At 35.8% G+C, this 16867-nt stretch carries 16 protein-coding genes and 1 pseudogene; 10 read left to right on the top strand and 7 right to left on the bottom strand.

Annotation, left to right across the window (positions count from 1 at the left end; all coding sequences use genetic code 11):
- Positions 1–55 precede the first annotated feature (55 nt).
- Positions 56–547: a hypothetical protein gene (locus IPP61_12430; GenBank protein MBL0325966.1), complete on the bottom strand. Its 492-nt coding sequence runs from the start codon at positions 545–547 to the stop codon at positions 56–58.
- A 45-nt stretch (positions 548–592) separates the two neighbouring features.
- Between IPP61_12430 and IPP61_12425 the strand changes: the two genes are divergently transcribed.
- Complete coding sequence (locus IPP61_12425) at positions 593–799, top strand: hypothetical protein (protein ID MBL0325965.1); 207 nt, start codon at positions 593–595, stop codon at positions 797–799.
- Between the two features lie 419 nt (positions 800–1218).
- Here IPP61_12425 and IPP61_12420 read toward each other — a convergent pair.
- Positions 1219–2666: pseudogene (locus IPP61_12420) on the bottom strand (MBOAT family protein).
- A 350-nt stretch (positions 2667–3016) separates the two neighbouring features.
- Between IPP61_12420 and hslV the strand changes: the two are divergent.
- Both hslV and IPP61_12410 read left to right on the top strand, forming a co-directional pair.
- The gene (gene hslV / locus IPP61_12415) at positions 3017–3556 is read left to right on the top strand and encodes an ATP-dependent protease subunit HslV (protein ID MBL0325964.1); all 540 of its coding nucleotides are present in this window, start codon (positions 3017–3019) and stop codon (positions 3554–3556) included.
- Positions 3557–3599: 43 nt separating this feature from the next.
- A complete protein-coding gene (locus IPP61_12410) occupies positions 3600–4433 on the top strand; it encodes a helix-turn-helix transcriptional regulator (GenBank protein ID MBL0325963.1) in 834 nt (277 codons plus the stop codon).
- Here IPP61_12410 and IPP61_12405 read toward each other — a convergent pair.
- Genes IPP61_12405 through IPP61_12395 form a run of 3 tightly spaced genes read right to left on the bottom strand, consistent with a single transcriptional unit; the run spans position 4405 to position 6622 of the window.
- Positions 4405–5121 carry a hypothetical protein gene (locus IPP61_12405; GenBank protein ID MBL0325962.1) on the bottom strand — a complete coding sequence of 239 codons (717 nt, stop codon included), beginning with the start codon at positions 5119–5121 and terminating at the stop codon, positions 4405–4407. The two genes, IPP61_12410 and IPP61_12405, sit on opposite strands and share 29 nt — an antisense overlap.
- On the bottom strand, positions 5102–6157 hold the full coding sequence (locus IPP61_12400) for an AMP-binding protein (GenBank protein ID MBL0325961.1): 1056 nt from the start codon (positions 6155–6157) through the stop codon (positions 5102–5104). The genes IPP61_12405 and IPP61_12400 overlap by 20 nt, the downstream gene beginning before the upstream one ends.
- A gap of 3 nt (positions 6158–6160) precedes the next feature.
- On the bottom strand, positions 6161–6622 hold the full coding sequence (locus tag IPP61_12395) for a Rieske (2Fe-2S) protein (protein ID MBL0325960.1): 462 nt from the start codon (positions 6620–6622) through the stop codon (positions 6161–6163).
- Between the two features lie 349 nt (positions 6623–6971).
- On the opposite strand from IPP61_12395, the gene IPP61_12390 reads away from it, so the two are divergent.
- The 7 genes from IPP61_12390 to IPP61_12360 all read left to right on the top strand — a co-directional run bounded on the left by IPP61_12390 (position 6972) and on the right by IPP61_12360 (position 14672).
- Positions 6972–7325 carry a DUF2452 domain-containing protein gene (locus IPP61_12390; GenBank protein MBL0325959.1) on the top strand — a complete coding sequence of 118 codons (354 nt, stop codon included), beginning with the start codon at positions 6972–6974 and terminating at the stop codon, positions 7323–7325.
- Between the two features lie 14 nt (positions 7326–7339).
- Positions 7340–7750: an EVE domain-containing protein gene (locus tag IPP61_12385; GenBank protein MBL0325958.1), complete on the top strand. Its 411-nt coding sequence runs from the start codon at positions 7340–7342 to the stop codon at positions 7748–7750.
- Entirely contained in the window at positions 7740–9269 is a 1530-nt protein-coding gene (locus IPP61_12380; protein MBL0325957.1) for a hypothetical protein, read from the top strand. Before IPP61_12385 ends, IPP61_12380 begins: the two co-directional genes overlap by 11 nt.
- Entirely contained in the window at positions 9266–10792 is a 1527-nt protein-coding gene (locus tag IPP61_12375) for a hypothetical protein (GenBank protein MBL0325956.1), read from the top strand. Before IPP61_12380 ends, IPP61_12375 begins: the two co-directional genes overlap by 4 nt.
- A gap of 133 nt (positions 10793–10925) precedes the next feature.
- The gene (locus tag IPP61_12370) at positions 10926–12098 is read left to right on the top strand and encodes a tetratricopeptide repeat protein (protein ID MBL0325955.1); all 1173 of its coding nucleotides are present in this window, start codon (positions 10926–10928) and stop codon (positions 12096–12098) included.
- A gap of 4 nt (positions 12099–12102) precedes the next feature.
- Entirely contained in the window at positions 12103–14052 is a 1950-nt protein-coding gene (thrS, locus tag IPP61_12365) for a threonine--tRNA ligase (protein MBL0325954.1), read from the top strand.
- 74 nt (positions 14053–14126) lie between these two features.
- Entirely contained in the window at positions 14127–14672 is a 546-nt protein-coding gene (locus IPP61_12360) for a translation initiation factor IF-3 (GenBank protein MBL0325953.1), read from the top strand.
- Between the two features lie 39 nt (positions 14673–14711).
- Here IPP61_12360 and IPP61_12355 read toward each other — a convergent pair whose 3' ends face one another.
- Both IPP61_12355 and mgrA read right to left on the bottom strand, forming a co-directional pair.
- Entirely contained in the window at positions 14712–15842 is a 1131-nt protein-coding gene (locus IPP61_12355) for an endo-1,4-beta-xylanase (GenBank protein ID MBL0325952.1), read from the bottom strand.
- A 31-nt stretch (positions 15843–15873) separates the two neighbouring features.
- Complete coding sequence (gene mgrA, locus IPP61_12350) at positions 15874–16866, bottom strand: L-glyceraldehyde 3-phosphate reductase (GenBank protein MBL0325951.1); 993 nt, start codon at positions 16864–16866, stop codon at positions 15874–15876.
- Position 16867: the final 1 nt, after the last annotated feature.

The raw sequence follows: 16867 nt of genomic DNA, 5'->3' as shown, positions 1-16867 counted from the left end.
GAATTTGTGACCTCCATTTAGACTTAGCAAAGAAATCAAAAATTAGAACAAATTTTCATTTGTTTCTTTGATCGTTCAAAACTGAGTCAATTATTTGTTTTGAGATATAATTTTGAAAATGTAATCTATCTGGATAGTTATAGATATTTTCTGTGATAGAATTTTTACCTGAGAAATCAAATAACCTTTTCCCAAAATATTTTTTTAAAATTTTCAAATCCTCAGAATTGAACTTTCTTTGGTCAAAAAGCGGAGTGATTACTATATAATAATTGGAATTATGTTTTTTTAATACCTCAATAATTTTTTTAATCCTCTCTTCTTCCTCAACAGAGATTTGAGGTTTATTATAAGCCACAATTACTGGTCTGGAGTATAAAAAACCGCTAGATTTTAAAGAATCTATTTTATTTCTAAAAACTTCATCGTTTTGAGCAAAACCATAATTTTTGATAACATCTGCACTACAGATATGATTGTAATCATTTGTTAAAGTATCAAGAGGCTGATTTACATAGTAACCTGACTCCTCACCTTTTCCAGTCAAAATCTTAAACTTCTCGAGATTAAAAAAAGAAAAAAAACTTACAAAATGAGCGAACTTGTAGGCAACTTTGGATTGTTTGGTAACTTCATAATGATCTTCAGTAGTCAAGCTACCCTCCCCTTCAAAGGTTTTATCGGTATCCAGGTAAATAATAATATTTTTCAATTGGTAGCCTTGGGAGTCCAAAAATTGCAACTTTGCCAAAACACCTCCAATATTCTCAACCCAATCGGCAAAATGAAAAAATTTTGAATCAGGTATTTTCGTTTCTAGATAGCAGCCATATACACCACAGCTACGACTACTTCCTAAAATAAAAGAATTATAGTTTATTTTGGTTGATAAAAGGTTTTTTGTTGATATATCATTAAGCCGCTGGTAACTATAAACCCATCGAAACTTTTTCGATGAAGAAAAATCAAAAAATGGATCAGATTTTAAATATAAAATAATGGCAAGGCCAAACAATAAAAAAATTGGTAAAAAAAAATACCACATTTTTTTTAAATATTGAAACATAAATTTGATTTTGTTTTAATAATTATATAATTCAGAATTAGATTTCTCTCATATTTTAAAAGTAAATATACCTTATCCAAAAAAATAAAGGTTTCAAAAGCTAAAGGGTTGTCCTTAAAAGAAAACCAATTTTTTGGCTCATAAAGATCTTTTCAAAATTGAAAATAGATAAATTCCTGCTGGCTTCCACCGAAAAAGAATATCATTGTAATTAAAAAATAATAAAAAATATACCTAACAAATGGTTTAAATCTTATCCCAAATTTTTGGATACCATATTGGCCTTCCCTACTCATCCATTCTATTACCAGCATAAATAAAATCAAACCCAATACGAAAATTGCTTTTCTAACTCCTGGAAATTCTGGATTAGAGAATATTTCAATTGAAAATATTTTGGATAATATTAAAAAAGCTTGATTCAGGCTGTTGGCTCTAAAAAACACCCAGGCTATTAAAACTAGCTGAAATGTGAAAAACATCTGAAAAATTTCAGTGAAATTTGGGAGAGTTCTACCCTGAGCTACAATCTCAAGATTTTTTCTATTGTTTTGGGTAACCAGTAGGGGTAAAAAATAAATGGCATGAATTAGTCCCCAAACCAAAAAGGTCCAGTTGGCTCCATGCCAAAAACCGCTCACCACAAAAATTATAAAAGTATTTCTTATCTTAAAAATAGTTCCAACCTTGCTTCCCCCAATGGAATGTAAAGATAATCTCTAAACCAGGAAGACAAGGAAATATGCCATCTTCTCCAAAACTCCGCAATATCTCTGGAGAAGTAAGGAAATGAAAAATTTCTTAATAATTCAATTCCAAAAAGCCTGGCGGTACCTAAGGCTACATCAGAATAACCAGAAAAATCGCCGTAAATCTGAAATGAAAAAAACAATGCTCCCAGATAAAGAGAGCTACCATTAAAGTCTTCGGGTGAATTAAAAAACAGATTGGAATAATAAGCTGCGTTATCTGCTATTACTATTTTCTTGAATAGTCCCCATAATATTTGTTTGGAGCCGTCAATTGCTTTTGAATAATCAAAAAATCGTTTCTTTTGGATTTGAGGAAGTAAATGAGTTGCCCTTTCTATTGGACCCGCTACTAACAGCGGAAAAAAGCTGACAAAAACTGCATATTCTACAAAGCTACGTTCCGGTCTGATTTTATCATTATAAATGTCAATAACATACGATAATCCATGAAAAGTGTAAAAAGAAATGCCAACCGGAAGAATAAAATTGAGCGTATCAAAGTGCATATTAACACCTCCGCTTGACATTAATTCAGAAAATGAGCCTACAAAAAAATTGAAGTATTTAAACAATCCCAAAAATCCCAAATTAATGCCAATACTAATCCAAAGCCAAGTTTTCTTCATTTTTTTGGTTTTTGACTCTGCAATCTTCAAACCTGAATAAAAATCAAGTAAAGTAGAGAACATTAACAAAAACAAAAACCTATAGTCCCAATATCCGTAAAAAAAATAGCTGGAAACAAGTAAAAATATATTTTGGTGGTTTAGTTTTTTATTAAACACAAACCAATATAGAATAAAGACAATTAGAAAAAATATTAGGAAACTGATTGAGTTAAAAAGCATGACATATATTGAAATTAATAAAATAAAGGAGATCCAGCATTTCTATATAAGATAAAAAACACGCACCTCAATCGTTAAAATATAATTATTTGTTTGGATATGAGAAAATAATAAACTTTAACACAAATATTACCTCTTTTATTCGGGTTTGATAAAAAATGATTAATTTATTTGTTTTAAGAAAAAAACTAAAAATGCAATCACTTCAACAAAAAAAGATGTGCTAAAATTAGTTAACTGAGTATAAAAACTGTTCAATTGCAATTCTCTGAATTTATAGTAAGGACAAAAAAACAAGTTTTTATCTTACTAATATTTTTCCATCAGAGTTTTCAGCTTAATTTTACCAAATGGAAAAAATCAGATCAACAACCGTACTTGGTATTATTCACGAGGGTAAAATCGCCCTGGGTGCCGATGGACAGGCAACAATGGGCAATACTGTCGCCAAATCAAATGTAAAAAAAGTGAGAAAGCTGGCGGGCGGCAAGATTTTAGCCGGGTTTGCAGGAAGTACCGCAGATGCTTTTACTTTAATTGAAAAATTTGAAGAGAAAATCAACTCCTTTGGCGGAAACATGAAACGAGCAGCCATTGAATTGGCCAAAGAATGGCGTACTGACCGCTATTTGCGTCGACTGGAAGCCATGATGATAGTTGCCAACAAAGAGGAGTTGTTGATTATTTCAGGAACCGGTGATGTATTAGAGCCTGATAATCAGATAGCTGCAATAGGTTCTGGGAGTATGTATGCCCAGTCGGCGGCGGTGGCTTTGAAAAAACACGCTTCACATCTTTCGGCTTATGAAATGGTAACTGAAGGACTCAATATAGCTGCTGACATCTGTATTTATACCAATCACAATCTTGTAATCGAAACTTTGGATTAAAATATCCTGCGAAATCATTAAATTTGATTTTTAAATTTATTCAATGGAACTCGTAAACGAAAATATCAGAATTCTTAGAACAAAAATGGGCCTTACCCAGGAAAAGTTCGCAGAATTGCTGGGCGTAAAACGCTCCCTGATAGGTGCTTACGAAGAAGGCCGTGCTATACCTCCGGCCAATAACCTCTTGAAGCTTTCAAAAGTTTTCAGAGTGAGTCTCGACGATTTGATAAACGTTTCGTTTGAAAATGAAATCAAAAACAATCAGATGAGGGATGAGGAAGGAACCCTATTTTTTTCAAAGGAAATAACCGAAACCAGACCTTCAAAAGTCAATATCAATAATACTACATTTGGATTTGAAGATTTTGAAAAACCAAAAGAAGAAAGAAAGGGCATTCCTTATATCAAATCTGTACTTTTTGAAAAATATATTCTGAATCCTGATTTTGGACAATTTTCAGATGGTTTGCCTAATTTACAGCTTCCGTTTTTGTCAAAATCTAACCTGACGGCCTTTGATGCACCTCTTGATTTTTTGCTCGAAAATTGTATTTTGATTTGTGAAAAACTTTCTGATAAATATTATTTTCAGGAAGGTCAAAATTACCTTTTGGTGACCAAAAATCATGGTTTTATTTACAGAAGAATCTATAATCAACTCAATTTCAAGGGAGTATATCTGGTTAGCAGTGATAAATCAGGAATACCAAGCCTTGAAATATCCGCTGTTGATGTCAAGGAAATCTGGAAAATTGAGGCTTATTTTTCAAAAAACCTTCCACAACCTAATCCATCTTTGGAAGGAATAAGAAGAAAAATAGATGATCTAAAAACCGAGATTGATTTTATGGATGACTTTCAATCCAGGAAATAATTTTTGACGGTTTCACCAACAAAGCTTCGCCAAGCAAAAACCACATTCCATCACCATATTCTACATGTAAACCGGCTTTTTTTGGAGTAGATTCAAATGCTTTTTCGAAAATAAAATCACCTGAATAATAGTCTTTCAGAAAATTATTGAGCTTACCGAAATCAAAATTATTGACAACTTTGTTGTTGGCTGTGAGTTTAAATTCTCTTTTCTCAAAGCTACCCAAAAATCTATACTTTGTAGTTTGAGCAGGTTCCACTCTCCATACCTGAACCTCCAAAGGACGTTCAAGTGAATTTTGTTCCAAAGCTGCCTGATGGAATTCTTCAACAAAGCACTTCCACAAACCGGAATTTTTGGGGTAAAAAGCCTCATTTTCATGCATTACCTCCCAATAATCCTGCGATTCCTCAATCTCTGTCGGGAAAGTTTTTTCGGTCTTTTTTAACAAATTTTGAAGAAAATCGACCCAATTGGTACCTAAAGCTCCTCTCAAATGCACCGATTCGTCCAGAGAAAAACCTTCTTCCAGTATCTCTGATTCAGTAAGTTGGTCTCTGTCAAGATAAGATAATTCAAACTCGTATTTGATCTTCTCCCTGGAAAGCTCCAGTTTCAATTCAATTGCATGGGCATAAGGTGGGGGTTGTAGCTCTGAGGTCTGAAATCTAATACGATACAAATTCATTGATGGTTCTGATTTTATCTACTTTTGCCGAGGCAGTTTCGACAAAGTTTTTCACAAAAAATATTTCTTTCGGAACCTCAAATTTACTAAAAACAGGAGTCAAATCAGTCAAATCCACAATTTTTTCATGGCTTTCTATCACTAATACCAGTTTTTGTCCAAGTTTTTCATCAGCTTTTCCATAACAAAAATAGCGATTGGGCCACTGAAAATGATCAGCTAGTTTTCTTTCAATCTCCTCTAACTGAATTTTTAGACCTCCACTGTTTATAATATTGTCAGCTCTTCCTTTCAACACAAAACATCCTTTCCCAACTATTTCAATAACGTCGTTGGTCTGCACCCACTCGTTTTCAGTAGTTGGAGAAAGAATTCTGAGGCAATTATTGGTATTGGTTTCAATACTTACATCTTCCAGGATTTTAAAATAATCTTGCCCTTGACCCACATTCTTTAAAGCAATATGGCTGATGGTTTCGGTCATGCCATAGGTCTCAAAAACAGGGAGTTTTAGTTCAAATATTTTATCCCGCAATGATTTATTTAATGCGGCACCTCCGGCAATGATAACTTTTGCAGTTTTCAGAATCTTCATACCCTGATCTGACTCAAGAATCGTCTGCAGTTGAAGCGGCACAAAGGAAAAAAAGTTTTTTCCATGATTTTTCGTAATCAGATACTCCATTTTCCCCATGGAATCAAAAGGATTGGATGTAGGCTCCACTACAATCATATCACAACCGATATGTGCCGCTCTGAGCACCATCATCATGCCAGCAATATAATTGACATTGAGGCAACAAAAAAACAAATCATCCTGATTGATTTTCAGAGCTTTACGCGAGAGATCAATAGAGGCCTCAATTTGGCTTCTTTTGACCAAAATCTCTTTAGGCCTACCCGTTGAGCCTGAGGTTTTCAACTCAAATACTTCTCTACCCGACGACCACTGATTTAATAAATCGTTGACTTTATCAAAATAGCTATTGGTTGGGTCGGTATTTACAATTTCTCCTTCTTTTGTAATATATAACATGGCTTATTCAAAAACACGAAGAGTATTGGTATTGGCTGTAAAAGTAACATTATATTTTTTAAGTGCACTAGCAGCAGGACCTTTACTTACGGCTCCGTTTTCTTTGAATTCTGACCCATGATTGGGACATTGAAAAATCGACGAACCCGAAATATACTTTACAGTCGTTGACTCGTGTGTACAAACAGATGAAACAGCGATCCAATTGTCAGCCAGGGTACGTGCAATAATAACTTTCTGGTCTGAAACCACTAAAAACCCACCTTTGGTTTGCAATGCTTTATTGGCAGTAGCGGAGATATCAATACTGAAATCTACCTTTCCCGAATTTCCACCCGGATTTGGATCAGGAATTTCAGTTTCACCACAACTCTGAAGACAATTCATCAACACAATCGCTCCAAAACCCACACCGACTTGTTTGAGAAAGTCTTTTCTGTCAATTGTTCCTGCACTTTTATCCATTGTTCTATGTAAAAATTTAAGGTTTTATTTTTTATAAATTCAGGTATTTTTATTCTTATAAAGAAAATTTTGGTTTCAGGAAAGCACATTTCTTTCAAAAAACAAAACTTTTAATACTTGCCAAAAATAATATTTTTAATCGAATATCTTTATTTTTACATCTCAAAAAACATTTTTAGAATCATTATGTTTTTGGAATGACAGTAAAATCTAAAAAGATTCTATTTTTTTTAATTATCACAAAAAAATCATTGTGACCGACTCAATAGAAAACAAAAATGTTTCAAAAAATCCTGGTTTGATTGGCTATGCCCATACAGCAGGCAGTGCCGTAATTAAACCCGAGGACATGGGCAAAGTAAAAGGAAAAGCCCAGATGGCCATGCGGCAACAAACTCAGGATCAACTCAATAAAATCATCAGACAAATAGAACTTCTGGGTCGGCAAGCTCAGGAAATCAACGACCGCATTGAAGTTTCTGAACGGATATATGATGCTCAAATGAGCTTTGAGCCTATCATTAACCATCATTATTATTTATACGAAAAAACCGATGGAAGTGATGTATTATCAATGGTGGCTCCTGAGGAATGGGGTAGAAAAATGCCCTATATACGCTTTCTGGCAAAAGTATTTTTGATGGCTGATCACACATGGCAGGTAGATTTCCTCAATGCAGAAGAAGTTGAAATAGAATTATAAAAAAATTAAAAAACATGAACTATTGGTTAGTAAAATCAGAACCTTTTAAATTTTCCTGGGACAAGTTCGTTAGTAAAGGAGGTGATATGTGGGACGGTGTCAGAAATTATGCGGCCCGCAACAATCTGGCAGCGATGAAAGTCAATGATCTGGTGCTTTTTTATCACTCCAATGAGGGATTAGAAATAGTAGGTTTGGCCAAAGTAGCAAAGGAAAGTTACCCAGATCCAACTTCAGAGGATCCAAGGTGGGTGGTAGTTGATCTGGTACCTGTAGAAAAGCTCCCAAAAACTGTCACTTTGAAAACCATAAAATCTGACCCAATATTGTCAGGTATGGCAATAGTTAAACTATCGAGATTATCGGTTGTGCCGGTAAGAGCTGAGGAATTTGACAGGATAATGTTATTGGCAAATGAAAATTAGAATTTTGTTATTTTTGTTGTTTGGGTTCTTTGTCTCTTCTGCACAAGAAATGTTGCAAGTGGGAATTAGTGGCTCTAATAACCAGATCAGGGTAATCAACCTCCACGAAGATGGAATGGTAGTACTTGACAAAGCCAGCAACGGTTTGTTAAAAATAAAACGCATTGATAAAGACCTTAATATAGTTTGGGATGTTGACTCGGAATTGCTTTCAAAAGAAAGTTTTATGGAAGAATACTACGACGGCAGGTTTTTGTATCTTCTACTTGACCAGCGTAACAGTGAAAATTTCAGCGTATTAAAAATTTCTGCTTCATTTGCGGCCATCCAAAAAATCAATATAAAAACGGTTGCCAATTTTGAACTGGCTCATTTTAAAGCTAGTGAAAAGGGAATAGTTTTGGGCGGTAGTGTAAAAACAGAACCTTTCCTGATATTTATGGAAGAAGGTTCAAATATTCCCAAATATGTTACAGCCAACCTGAAAGGGGAAGCCCAGATACAGTCTATCGATACATTTGAAGATAAAATTGTGGTTACCTTTCTTAATAAAAATAGGAAAAAGAGCCAGGCAATCATAAGAGAATTTAACTTTTCAGGAAAGATTACAAATACTACAGTAATTCCAAATACTGAAAAATATGAATTCCTCAGTGTCAAGTATTTTCAAAACTCCAGCCAGAAATTGATATTAGGAAATTATGGCTTTGGAGGAACCAATCTTGATGGCATAAAAAGCTCACAAGGAATTTATGTTGCTGACCTTAATAATTCCAATAAAATAAAGTATTACAGTTTCGAAAACTTTAAAAATATTTTTGCCTTTCTATCAGAAAAACAACAAGAAAGGTTGAAGAAGCAAGTAGAAAAGAAAAAAGACAAAGGAAACGAATACATTTTTAACTATAGATTACAAATAAACGAGGTCATACCTGATGGTGAAAACTTATTGATTTCGGCCGAAGTTTATATGCCCGAATTCAGGAATAATTCTCTGAGCAGCCCATATTATGGCGGAAGCACTTTTTACCCTTCTGGCCTTTGGGGAAGACAGTATCTCAGCAATTATTATTGGATGAATAGTCCGGCATTTTGGGGGTATAGAAACAGAAGTACGCAAGTTTTTGATGGATTCAAATATCTTGAAGGAACGGTAATCTCATTAAATTCTGACGGAAAAATCAATTGGGACAATTCTATGCTTTATAAAAATGTAAGGTATTACCAATTAAAAAATCACTCCAAAGTGAGTATGGCTGCCGTAAATCCAATCGTTTATTATGTTTCTGATGATAAATTTTATGTAACCGAATTTGACAACACCGGATCCAAAAGCCTCTTTAAAGAATACGACAAAACCAGTCTTAATTTAGGCACAAAATCTAAAAAATCTGAATTTGAAAATCTGGAGCATTGGTACGACAACTATTTTCTAAATTGGGGAGTACAAAAAGACAGCGATAACAAATTGGGCTACAAACAAATGTGTTTTATTCAGAAAATTCCTATTAAAAAATGAGGCTATTTTTAATTTTGCTTTTTGCATTTCCAGGTCAACTTTACAGCCAACTCATGCAAAATATTGAATTTGAAGTAGTTGGCAAACCCACATGGCATACGCTTGTACCTATGGGTAATAAAGGTGCTTTGTTTTTTATAAAAACGGATCAAACTAAAGCCAAGGTTTTGTTTTTTGACGAAAATCTTAAAAAAAATTGGGAAAAAGAAATTTTTCTGGATGTGGAAAGAGCTCCTACAGCCTATACTTTTGATGCTCAGAAAGTCACATTTTTATTTAGAGAAACCAATGGAATGTATTATCAGGTTTTTATATTTAACCTCGCCGACGGCACATTTTCTACTAAAGGTTTTGAATTAAGAGAATATTTTGATGACCAGGATTATGTCATTTTTGACGATAAAATCATATTGGCCGGGGCTACCGAAAATCATGCTGCTTTCTATGTTTATAAATTTTTAACTGATGAAGGCAAACTTTACAAAACTGGAATAGAAGGAAAAGCATTTCTCCAGGAAATTATTCCTGACTCAACAGGAACAAAATTTACAACACTTTGGACCGTAAAAACTTTAGGATACGCTAATGTTAAACGTAAAAAAGGAGAATATGTAAAAAGCACTAAGCTGGCTCTGGCCCAATTTGATTCTTCCGCAGTTATGCTTAATCAAATTTCGGTAGAACAGAATGCCGGAAATTTTCCACTAACAGGCCAAATGATTCTGAAAGAGGATAAACTGATAGGAATAAGTGGGACCTATCAAAATATTTCCGGAGATAAAGGCTTGTTCTTTAGTGCTTTAAACAATAAAAAAACATTAATAGTCGAGCATATTTATTCTTTTCAAAAATTATTGAGCGGCCAGCCTGAATTTTCGAAAAATGACCTTTCGAAAATCATAAAAGAATTTGGATTTTTGCCACATAAAACCATAGAATCAGACGAAGGTTATAGACTTGGTGGTGTGTTTTATAAAACTGAAACCAAAAATATTTCCCGGCAGATTGACGATTACAATAATAACAACAATTCCATTTTTGGTCGGACCAATTCCAGAACACAGTCGGCAACAGTTTTTGCTGGATTTCGATATCTTTCAGGTATTGTACTTAATATCAGCCCTTCCGGCCAGATAATTAACCAAAATCGTTACGATTTAAATCAAATAAATCCACAACTCAAGCAATCGCTCAGCTATAATACCAAAGGCTCAGTTGCCTGGTGCTTAAAAGGAAATCTTTCAACAAGTAATCTGAATATCGGCACAAAACCCATCATTTACAAGCTATCTGATGAACAAGCCACCCAAAAAAACATATCCTTCCTTCCTGCTTATAATGAGGTAAGGCATTGGTACAATGAATATTTTATTGCAGATGGCTCAAAAAGTAAAATAGAAGTATTACAACTGAAACCCACAGAGCCAACCGGAACATTAAAAAAGAAAAAAAAGAAAACTTCTGCGGCTTTTACTCAAATCAGAAAAACTATTTATCTCACAAAAATTGCATCGGGTAAATAAACATTTGCAAATCAGCCTAAAGTTTAGCTGCATTTCTTTCGGTTTTGAATAAAAATTCGGAATTTTGCACTTTATTAAATTTCAATGTTTAATGTTTCGATTTGCCGGATATGTATTTTTCATTCTTTTGCTTATGACAGCCTGTTCTGATCATTCAAGAGATGAATTCAATATTCCGTTAAAGAAGACAAATCAGGCAAACAACAATGAACATCTGGCTGCACTGAGTATTCTTTCTGATGCCATAAAAAACAATCCCAGCGATCCTGTAAATTATTATAAAAGGGCGTTGCTGCATTACAATATTCAAAATTATAAAGACGGACTGGTTGATATTACCCGTGCCGAAAAACTAGATCCTAACTCAGGTCTATATTTATATTATAAAGCAAAATTTGAAAGTAAACTCGAATTGCCTTCGGCACTGAAAAATGCCCAGTTGGCAGAGTCACAAAAATTTGATTCTCCCGATTTGTATATTCTTCTGGCCGATTTATATCTAAAGGAAAAGCAGTTTTCAAAGTCTCAGCATTATATGAGGAAAGCAGAAAATGCTTACCCTTATAACTCTGATTTGTTTTTAGTAAAAGGTAAATATTATGCCCGACAGGCTGATACACTTACGGCTATTAACAATTTTAAGAGAGCTTTGTCACTTACTCCACATCGAATTGATGCCTACGACTATCTGATAAAAACATATAATGCAGCAAAAATGCCGGACTCAGCTCTGGTTTATAATGAAATGGCCCTTAAAAAATTCCCGGATTCGAGAGAATTGGTTTTTAATAAGGCTCAGATTCTTGAAAATGTTGGTGCTCTTGACAGTGCCACAAAAGTGTATAAAAGGTTTTTGATGCTTGAACCGGGAAGGTACGATGTATTGGAAAAAGTGGGTGATATCTATTTCCGGAAAAAGAATTATGCGGCAGCATTTTTGGTTTATGATAAATGGGGAAAAGCCCAGCCTGAACAAACCAAAGCCTTTTTGAAAGCTGCCGGATGTTATGAAGTTCAGAAAAAATATGCAGAAGCAAAAAGCTATCTGGAAAAAATAAAAGATAAAAATCCGGAGAATATAAATATCAGTAGCGAAGTAGATCGTCTGACATATATTCTTGATGCTCAGGAAAACCGATATTATGATTACAACGAAACTTACAAATCAAACACAAGGTCATCAAAAAACAAGACTCAGGAAGAACCCGAAGCTAACAGAAGAATATTTGACGATAATATCGGAACAATAGAAAAAATACAAAAACGCAGTCAATTGAATTTGGGTAGAGATACCACCAGACATTAAGACAATGATAAACATTACATTACCTGACGGTAGCATTAAAAGTTTTGAAGGAAAGACTACTCCTATGGATGTGGCACTTTCGATAAGTGAAGGATTGGCAAGAAACGTTCTTGCAGCAAAAATAGATGGAAAAGTGGTGGATCTTAACACCACAATAGAGGCAGATTGCACATTGCAGCTGCTTACGTGGAATGATACTGAAGGAAAATCTACTTTTTGGCATTCATCAGCTCACCTAATGGCAGAGGCCCTGGAAGCATTATATCCTGGAGTAAAATTTTGGGTGGGTCCTCCGGTTGAAAATGGCTTCTACTATGATGTTGATACCAACGGAAAGCCCATTTCTTCTGACGACTTTAAGACTATAGAAGACAAAATGATCGAACTCGCACGTCAGAAAAATGATTATGTGAGGATTCCGATTTCGAAAGCTGATGCCCTGAAATATTTCAAAGAAAAAGGAGATGAATATAAACTTGACCTTTTGGAAGGATTGGAAGATGGCAATATTACCCTTTACAAACAGGGCAATTTTACTGATTTATGTCGCGGGCCACATATTCCCAATACCGGATTTATCAAAGCTGCAAAAATCACTAATGCGGCTGCCGCCTTTTTCAAAGGAGATCAAAATAACAAAATGCTCACCCGCGTTTATGGTGTAACATTTCCAAAAGCCAAAGAACTTGAGGAATATTTGACCCTACTGGAAGAAGCCAAAAGACGTGACCATAGGAAATTGGGTGCCGAACTGGATATATTTACTTTTTCTGAAAAAGTAGGAAAAGGCTTGCCTTTGTGGTTGCCCAAAGGTGCCATGCTGAGAGAAAGACTTGAAAACTTCCTGAAAAAAGCCCAGCTAAAAGCAGGATATTTGCCTGTTGTGACTCCACATATTGGTAGCAAACAGTTATATGAAACCTCAGGACACTGGGAGAAATACGGAGAAGATTCTTTTCAGCCGATAAAAACTCCTGAGGAAGGTGAAGAGTTTATGCTGAAACCCATGAACTGCCCTCACCACTGCGAGATTTTTAAAGCCAGACCCCGCAGTTACCGAGATTTGCCGATGCGTTTGGCTGAGTTTGGTACAGTTTATAGGTATGAACAAAGCGGTGAGTTGCATGGTTTAACCCGTGTAAGAGGCTTTACACAGGACGATGCCCACCTTTTCTGTACCAACGATCAGGTAGAAGATGAATTCAAAAAAGTAATTGATCTGGTATTATATGTTTTCAAATCGCTTGGATTTGAGGACTTTAGTGCTCAGGTTTCTTTGCGGTCACGCGAAGATCGCTCAAAATATATTGGCTCTGACGAAGACTGGAATAAAGCCGAAACGGCGATACAAAAAGCAGCTGACGAAAAAGGCCTTAAAACCGTGGTAGAATATGGCGAGGCAGCCTTCTACGGACCAAAACTAGACTTCATGGTCAAAGATGCCCTGGGTCGTAAGTGGCAATTAGGAACCATACAGGTAGATTACAATTTACCGAAAAGATTTGATTTGGAATATGTAGGTGCTGATAATCAAAAACATAGACCAGTGATGATCCACCGGGCACCTTTTGGTTCTATGGAGCGTTTCATAGCGATTTTGATTGAAAACACCGCGGGTAACTTCCCATTTTGGCTGTCGCCTGAACAAATCGCTGTATTGCCTATTTCTGAAAAATATGAAGAATTTTCAAATGAGGTCTTTCTTACCCTTCAGGAAAATGACATCAGAGGCTTTATTGATTTGAGAGCTGAGAAAATCGGAAGGAAAATCAGAGATGCTGAGGTGGCAAAAGTACCTCTAATGTTGATTATCGGAGAAAAAGAGGCACAAGATGGCAAGGTTTCTGTTAGGAAAAAAGGTGAAGGCGATGTAGGAACTTTTACAATTGAAGAGTTTATACAATACGCTAAAAATGAAATCAATAAAAATATACCCAAATTTGGGAATAATTGAAAAGTAAATAATAAATTTGGGGCAAATTCGAATAACCACGAATATCACATTAAAAAGAGTTAATGGCAAAAAACATGAAGAGGCCGTACCGTCCACCGGTTAGAAAAGAGGACGAGCACAGAATTAACGAGAAAATCAGAGGCGTAGCTGAAGTGCGATTGGTAGGTGAAAATATTGAAGTGGGTGTATATCCTTATTCAAAAGCTGTAGAATTAGCACATACTCTGAATCTGGATTTGGTTGAAATTGTTCCCAACTCAGTTCCACCAGTTTGTAGAATTGTAGATTATTCTAAATTCAAATACGAGCAAAAAAAGAAGCAAAAAGAACTTAAAGCAAAACAGGTTAAAACTGTAATAAAGGAAATAAGATTTGGTCCTCAAACCGATGACCATGACTTTGATTTCAAACTTAAACATGCAGAGAACTTCCTTAAAGAAAACTCAAAAGTGAAGGCTTATGTGCAGTTTATCGGTCGTCAGATTGTGTTTAAAGAGCAGGGATTCCAACTTTTGGAGCGATTTGTAAAATCACTCGAAGATCTGGGTAAACCAGAAGCTCCGCCAAAATTAGAAGGTAAAAGGCTTAATGTGATTATCGCACCTAAGCCTAAGAAATAATAAAAAAGCCAATCCGGAAGGGTTGGCTTTCTTTATTAATTACTTTTTAATTGAAAGACTAATAATTTCAGAGAACGCCTTTTTTGCTTTTCCTTGCCTATCCCATAGTAATGGATAATTTATCCTACCCGGAATAGGATAGTCGTTTTTCCATGACATCTCATCTTTTACGCCCCATACCGTAACCCTGTCGAGCTTATCTCTTTTTTTGTAAAAAATCCTGAATAATTCAGCATAACGGTCAGCCAGTTTTTGGTTGATATCTTCTGGTAAACCTTCCCGATAAGGATCTAGAAAAGTCTTAAATTCTTCATTCTGAAACTGTTTATGCATAAAACCCTGCCCGATAATCTGCCCTTCTTTGGTAACTGGCAGTACATCAACGTCCAATTCCGTAATCATGACCTTTATTCCGCATGCAGCATAAGCATCAATGGCCTCTTCTATATATTGGTTTTTCGGATAATTTAACCCCCAGTGACCCTGAATGCCCACACCGTCAATTCTGATACCGGCTGCCTGAAGCATTTTTACCATTCTCACTATCCCTTTCACTTTCGCGGGTCTCCAGGCATTAAAATCATTGTAATATAATTCAGTATTAGGAGCAAATTCGGCAGCGTATTTAAATGCCAGTTTGACCATTTCATCGCCACTCCCTATCCCATTGACCCAAAGGGTTGGACGGTAAGATCCATCATCATCAATCACCTCATTGACCACATCCCAGGCATTTACTTTTCCTGCGTAGCGGCCAGCCACCACTTTGATGTGCTCTTTCAATCTTTCCTTAACTTCGTCCTGAGATTTCAATGAGCCGTTTTCATTTTTAAAAAACCAATCTGGGGTCTGATTATGCCAAATGAGCGTATGACCCACAATAAACATCTTATTTTTTAGGCCAAAATCTACAAAAGCATCGGCCTGAGAAAAATCAAAAGCTCCCGGCCTGGGATTGACCACTTCTGCTTTCATTACGTTTTCGGGAGTAATAGTATTAAACTGGCTCAGCACAATTTCCTGCGAAACCTTGTCTTTGCCCGATACTATGGCATGATTTACCGCAGTACCCATTTTGAAGGCACCGGCATAAACTTCTTTAAGTTTTTCTTTTTGCCCAAAAGAAAACAAAGGCATAAAAGCCAATGCCAGAATTTTTGTAATTTTCATTTTTTATGGTTGAATAAATAAAAAAAAAAGCTCAATGAGTTAAAATCTCTTCAATTTTCTTTAACTCTTCTTCATCAAACTTCTGATTTTCAACAGCTTTTAATGAATCTAAAAGCTGACTCACTCTACTAGCTCCAATCAACACCGTGGTGATTCTATGGTCTTTGAGCAACCAGGCAAGGGCCATTTGTGCCAAACTTTGTCCTCTTTCTTTCGCAATCTCATTGAGAGCTGAAACCTGAGAGATTATTTCCGGCGTAACTCTGTCTTTTTGCAAAAAACCTGTTACTTTTCCCGCTCTCGAATCATCAGGAATGCCATGAAGATATTTATCAGTCAAAAGCCCCTGAGCCAGTGGTGAAAACGGAATACACCCTACCCCATTTTCTTCCAATACATCAAGGAGACCTTCTTCGGGGTCACGTACCAGCATAGAATATTTGGGCTGATGTATCAGGCATGGCGTGCCTAAATCTTTCAAAATAGCCAATGCCGCACGGGTCTGCTCTGCATCATAATTGGAAAGACCTACATAAAGTGCCTTACCTTGTTTTACCAGTGTATCCAATGCTCCCATGGTTTCTTCCAGCGGAGTTTCAGGGTCTGGTCGATGGGAATAGAAAATATCAAAATACTCCAACCCTGTACGTTTAAGGCTCTGATCACAACTGGCAATCAGATACTTACGTGAACCCCATTCACCATAAGGTCCGGGCCACATGTTGTAGCCGGCTTTTGAAGAGATAATCAGTTCATCTCTGTAGGGTAGAAAATCTTTTTTTAGTAAAACCCCGAAATTTTCCTCAGCAGAACCCGGAGGCGGACCATAATTATTGGCAAGGTCAAAATGTGTAACACCGTGATCAAAGGCAGTCCTGAGTATTGCACGATAGTTTTCAAAAGTATCGACTCCGCCGAAATTGTGCCACAAACCCAGAGAAATTTCAGGCAGTTTCAGCCCACTTTTCCCGCAGCGGCGATAGTTTATTTTGTCGTAACGTTGTTCGTCTGCTAAATACATAATT

Source organism: Cytophagaceae bacterium (assembly GCA_016722655.1).
Taxonomy (GTDB): domain Bacteria; phylum Bacteroidota; class Bacteroidia; order Cytophagales; family Spirosomataceae; genus Leadbetterella.
This window is presented reverse-complemented; position numbering and strand designations above follow the sequence as displayed.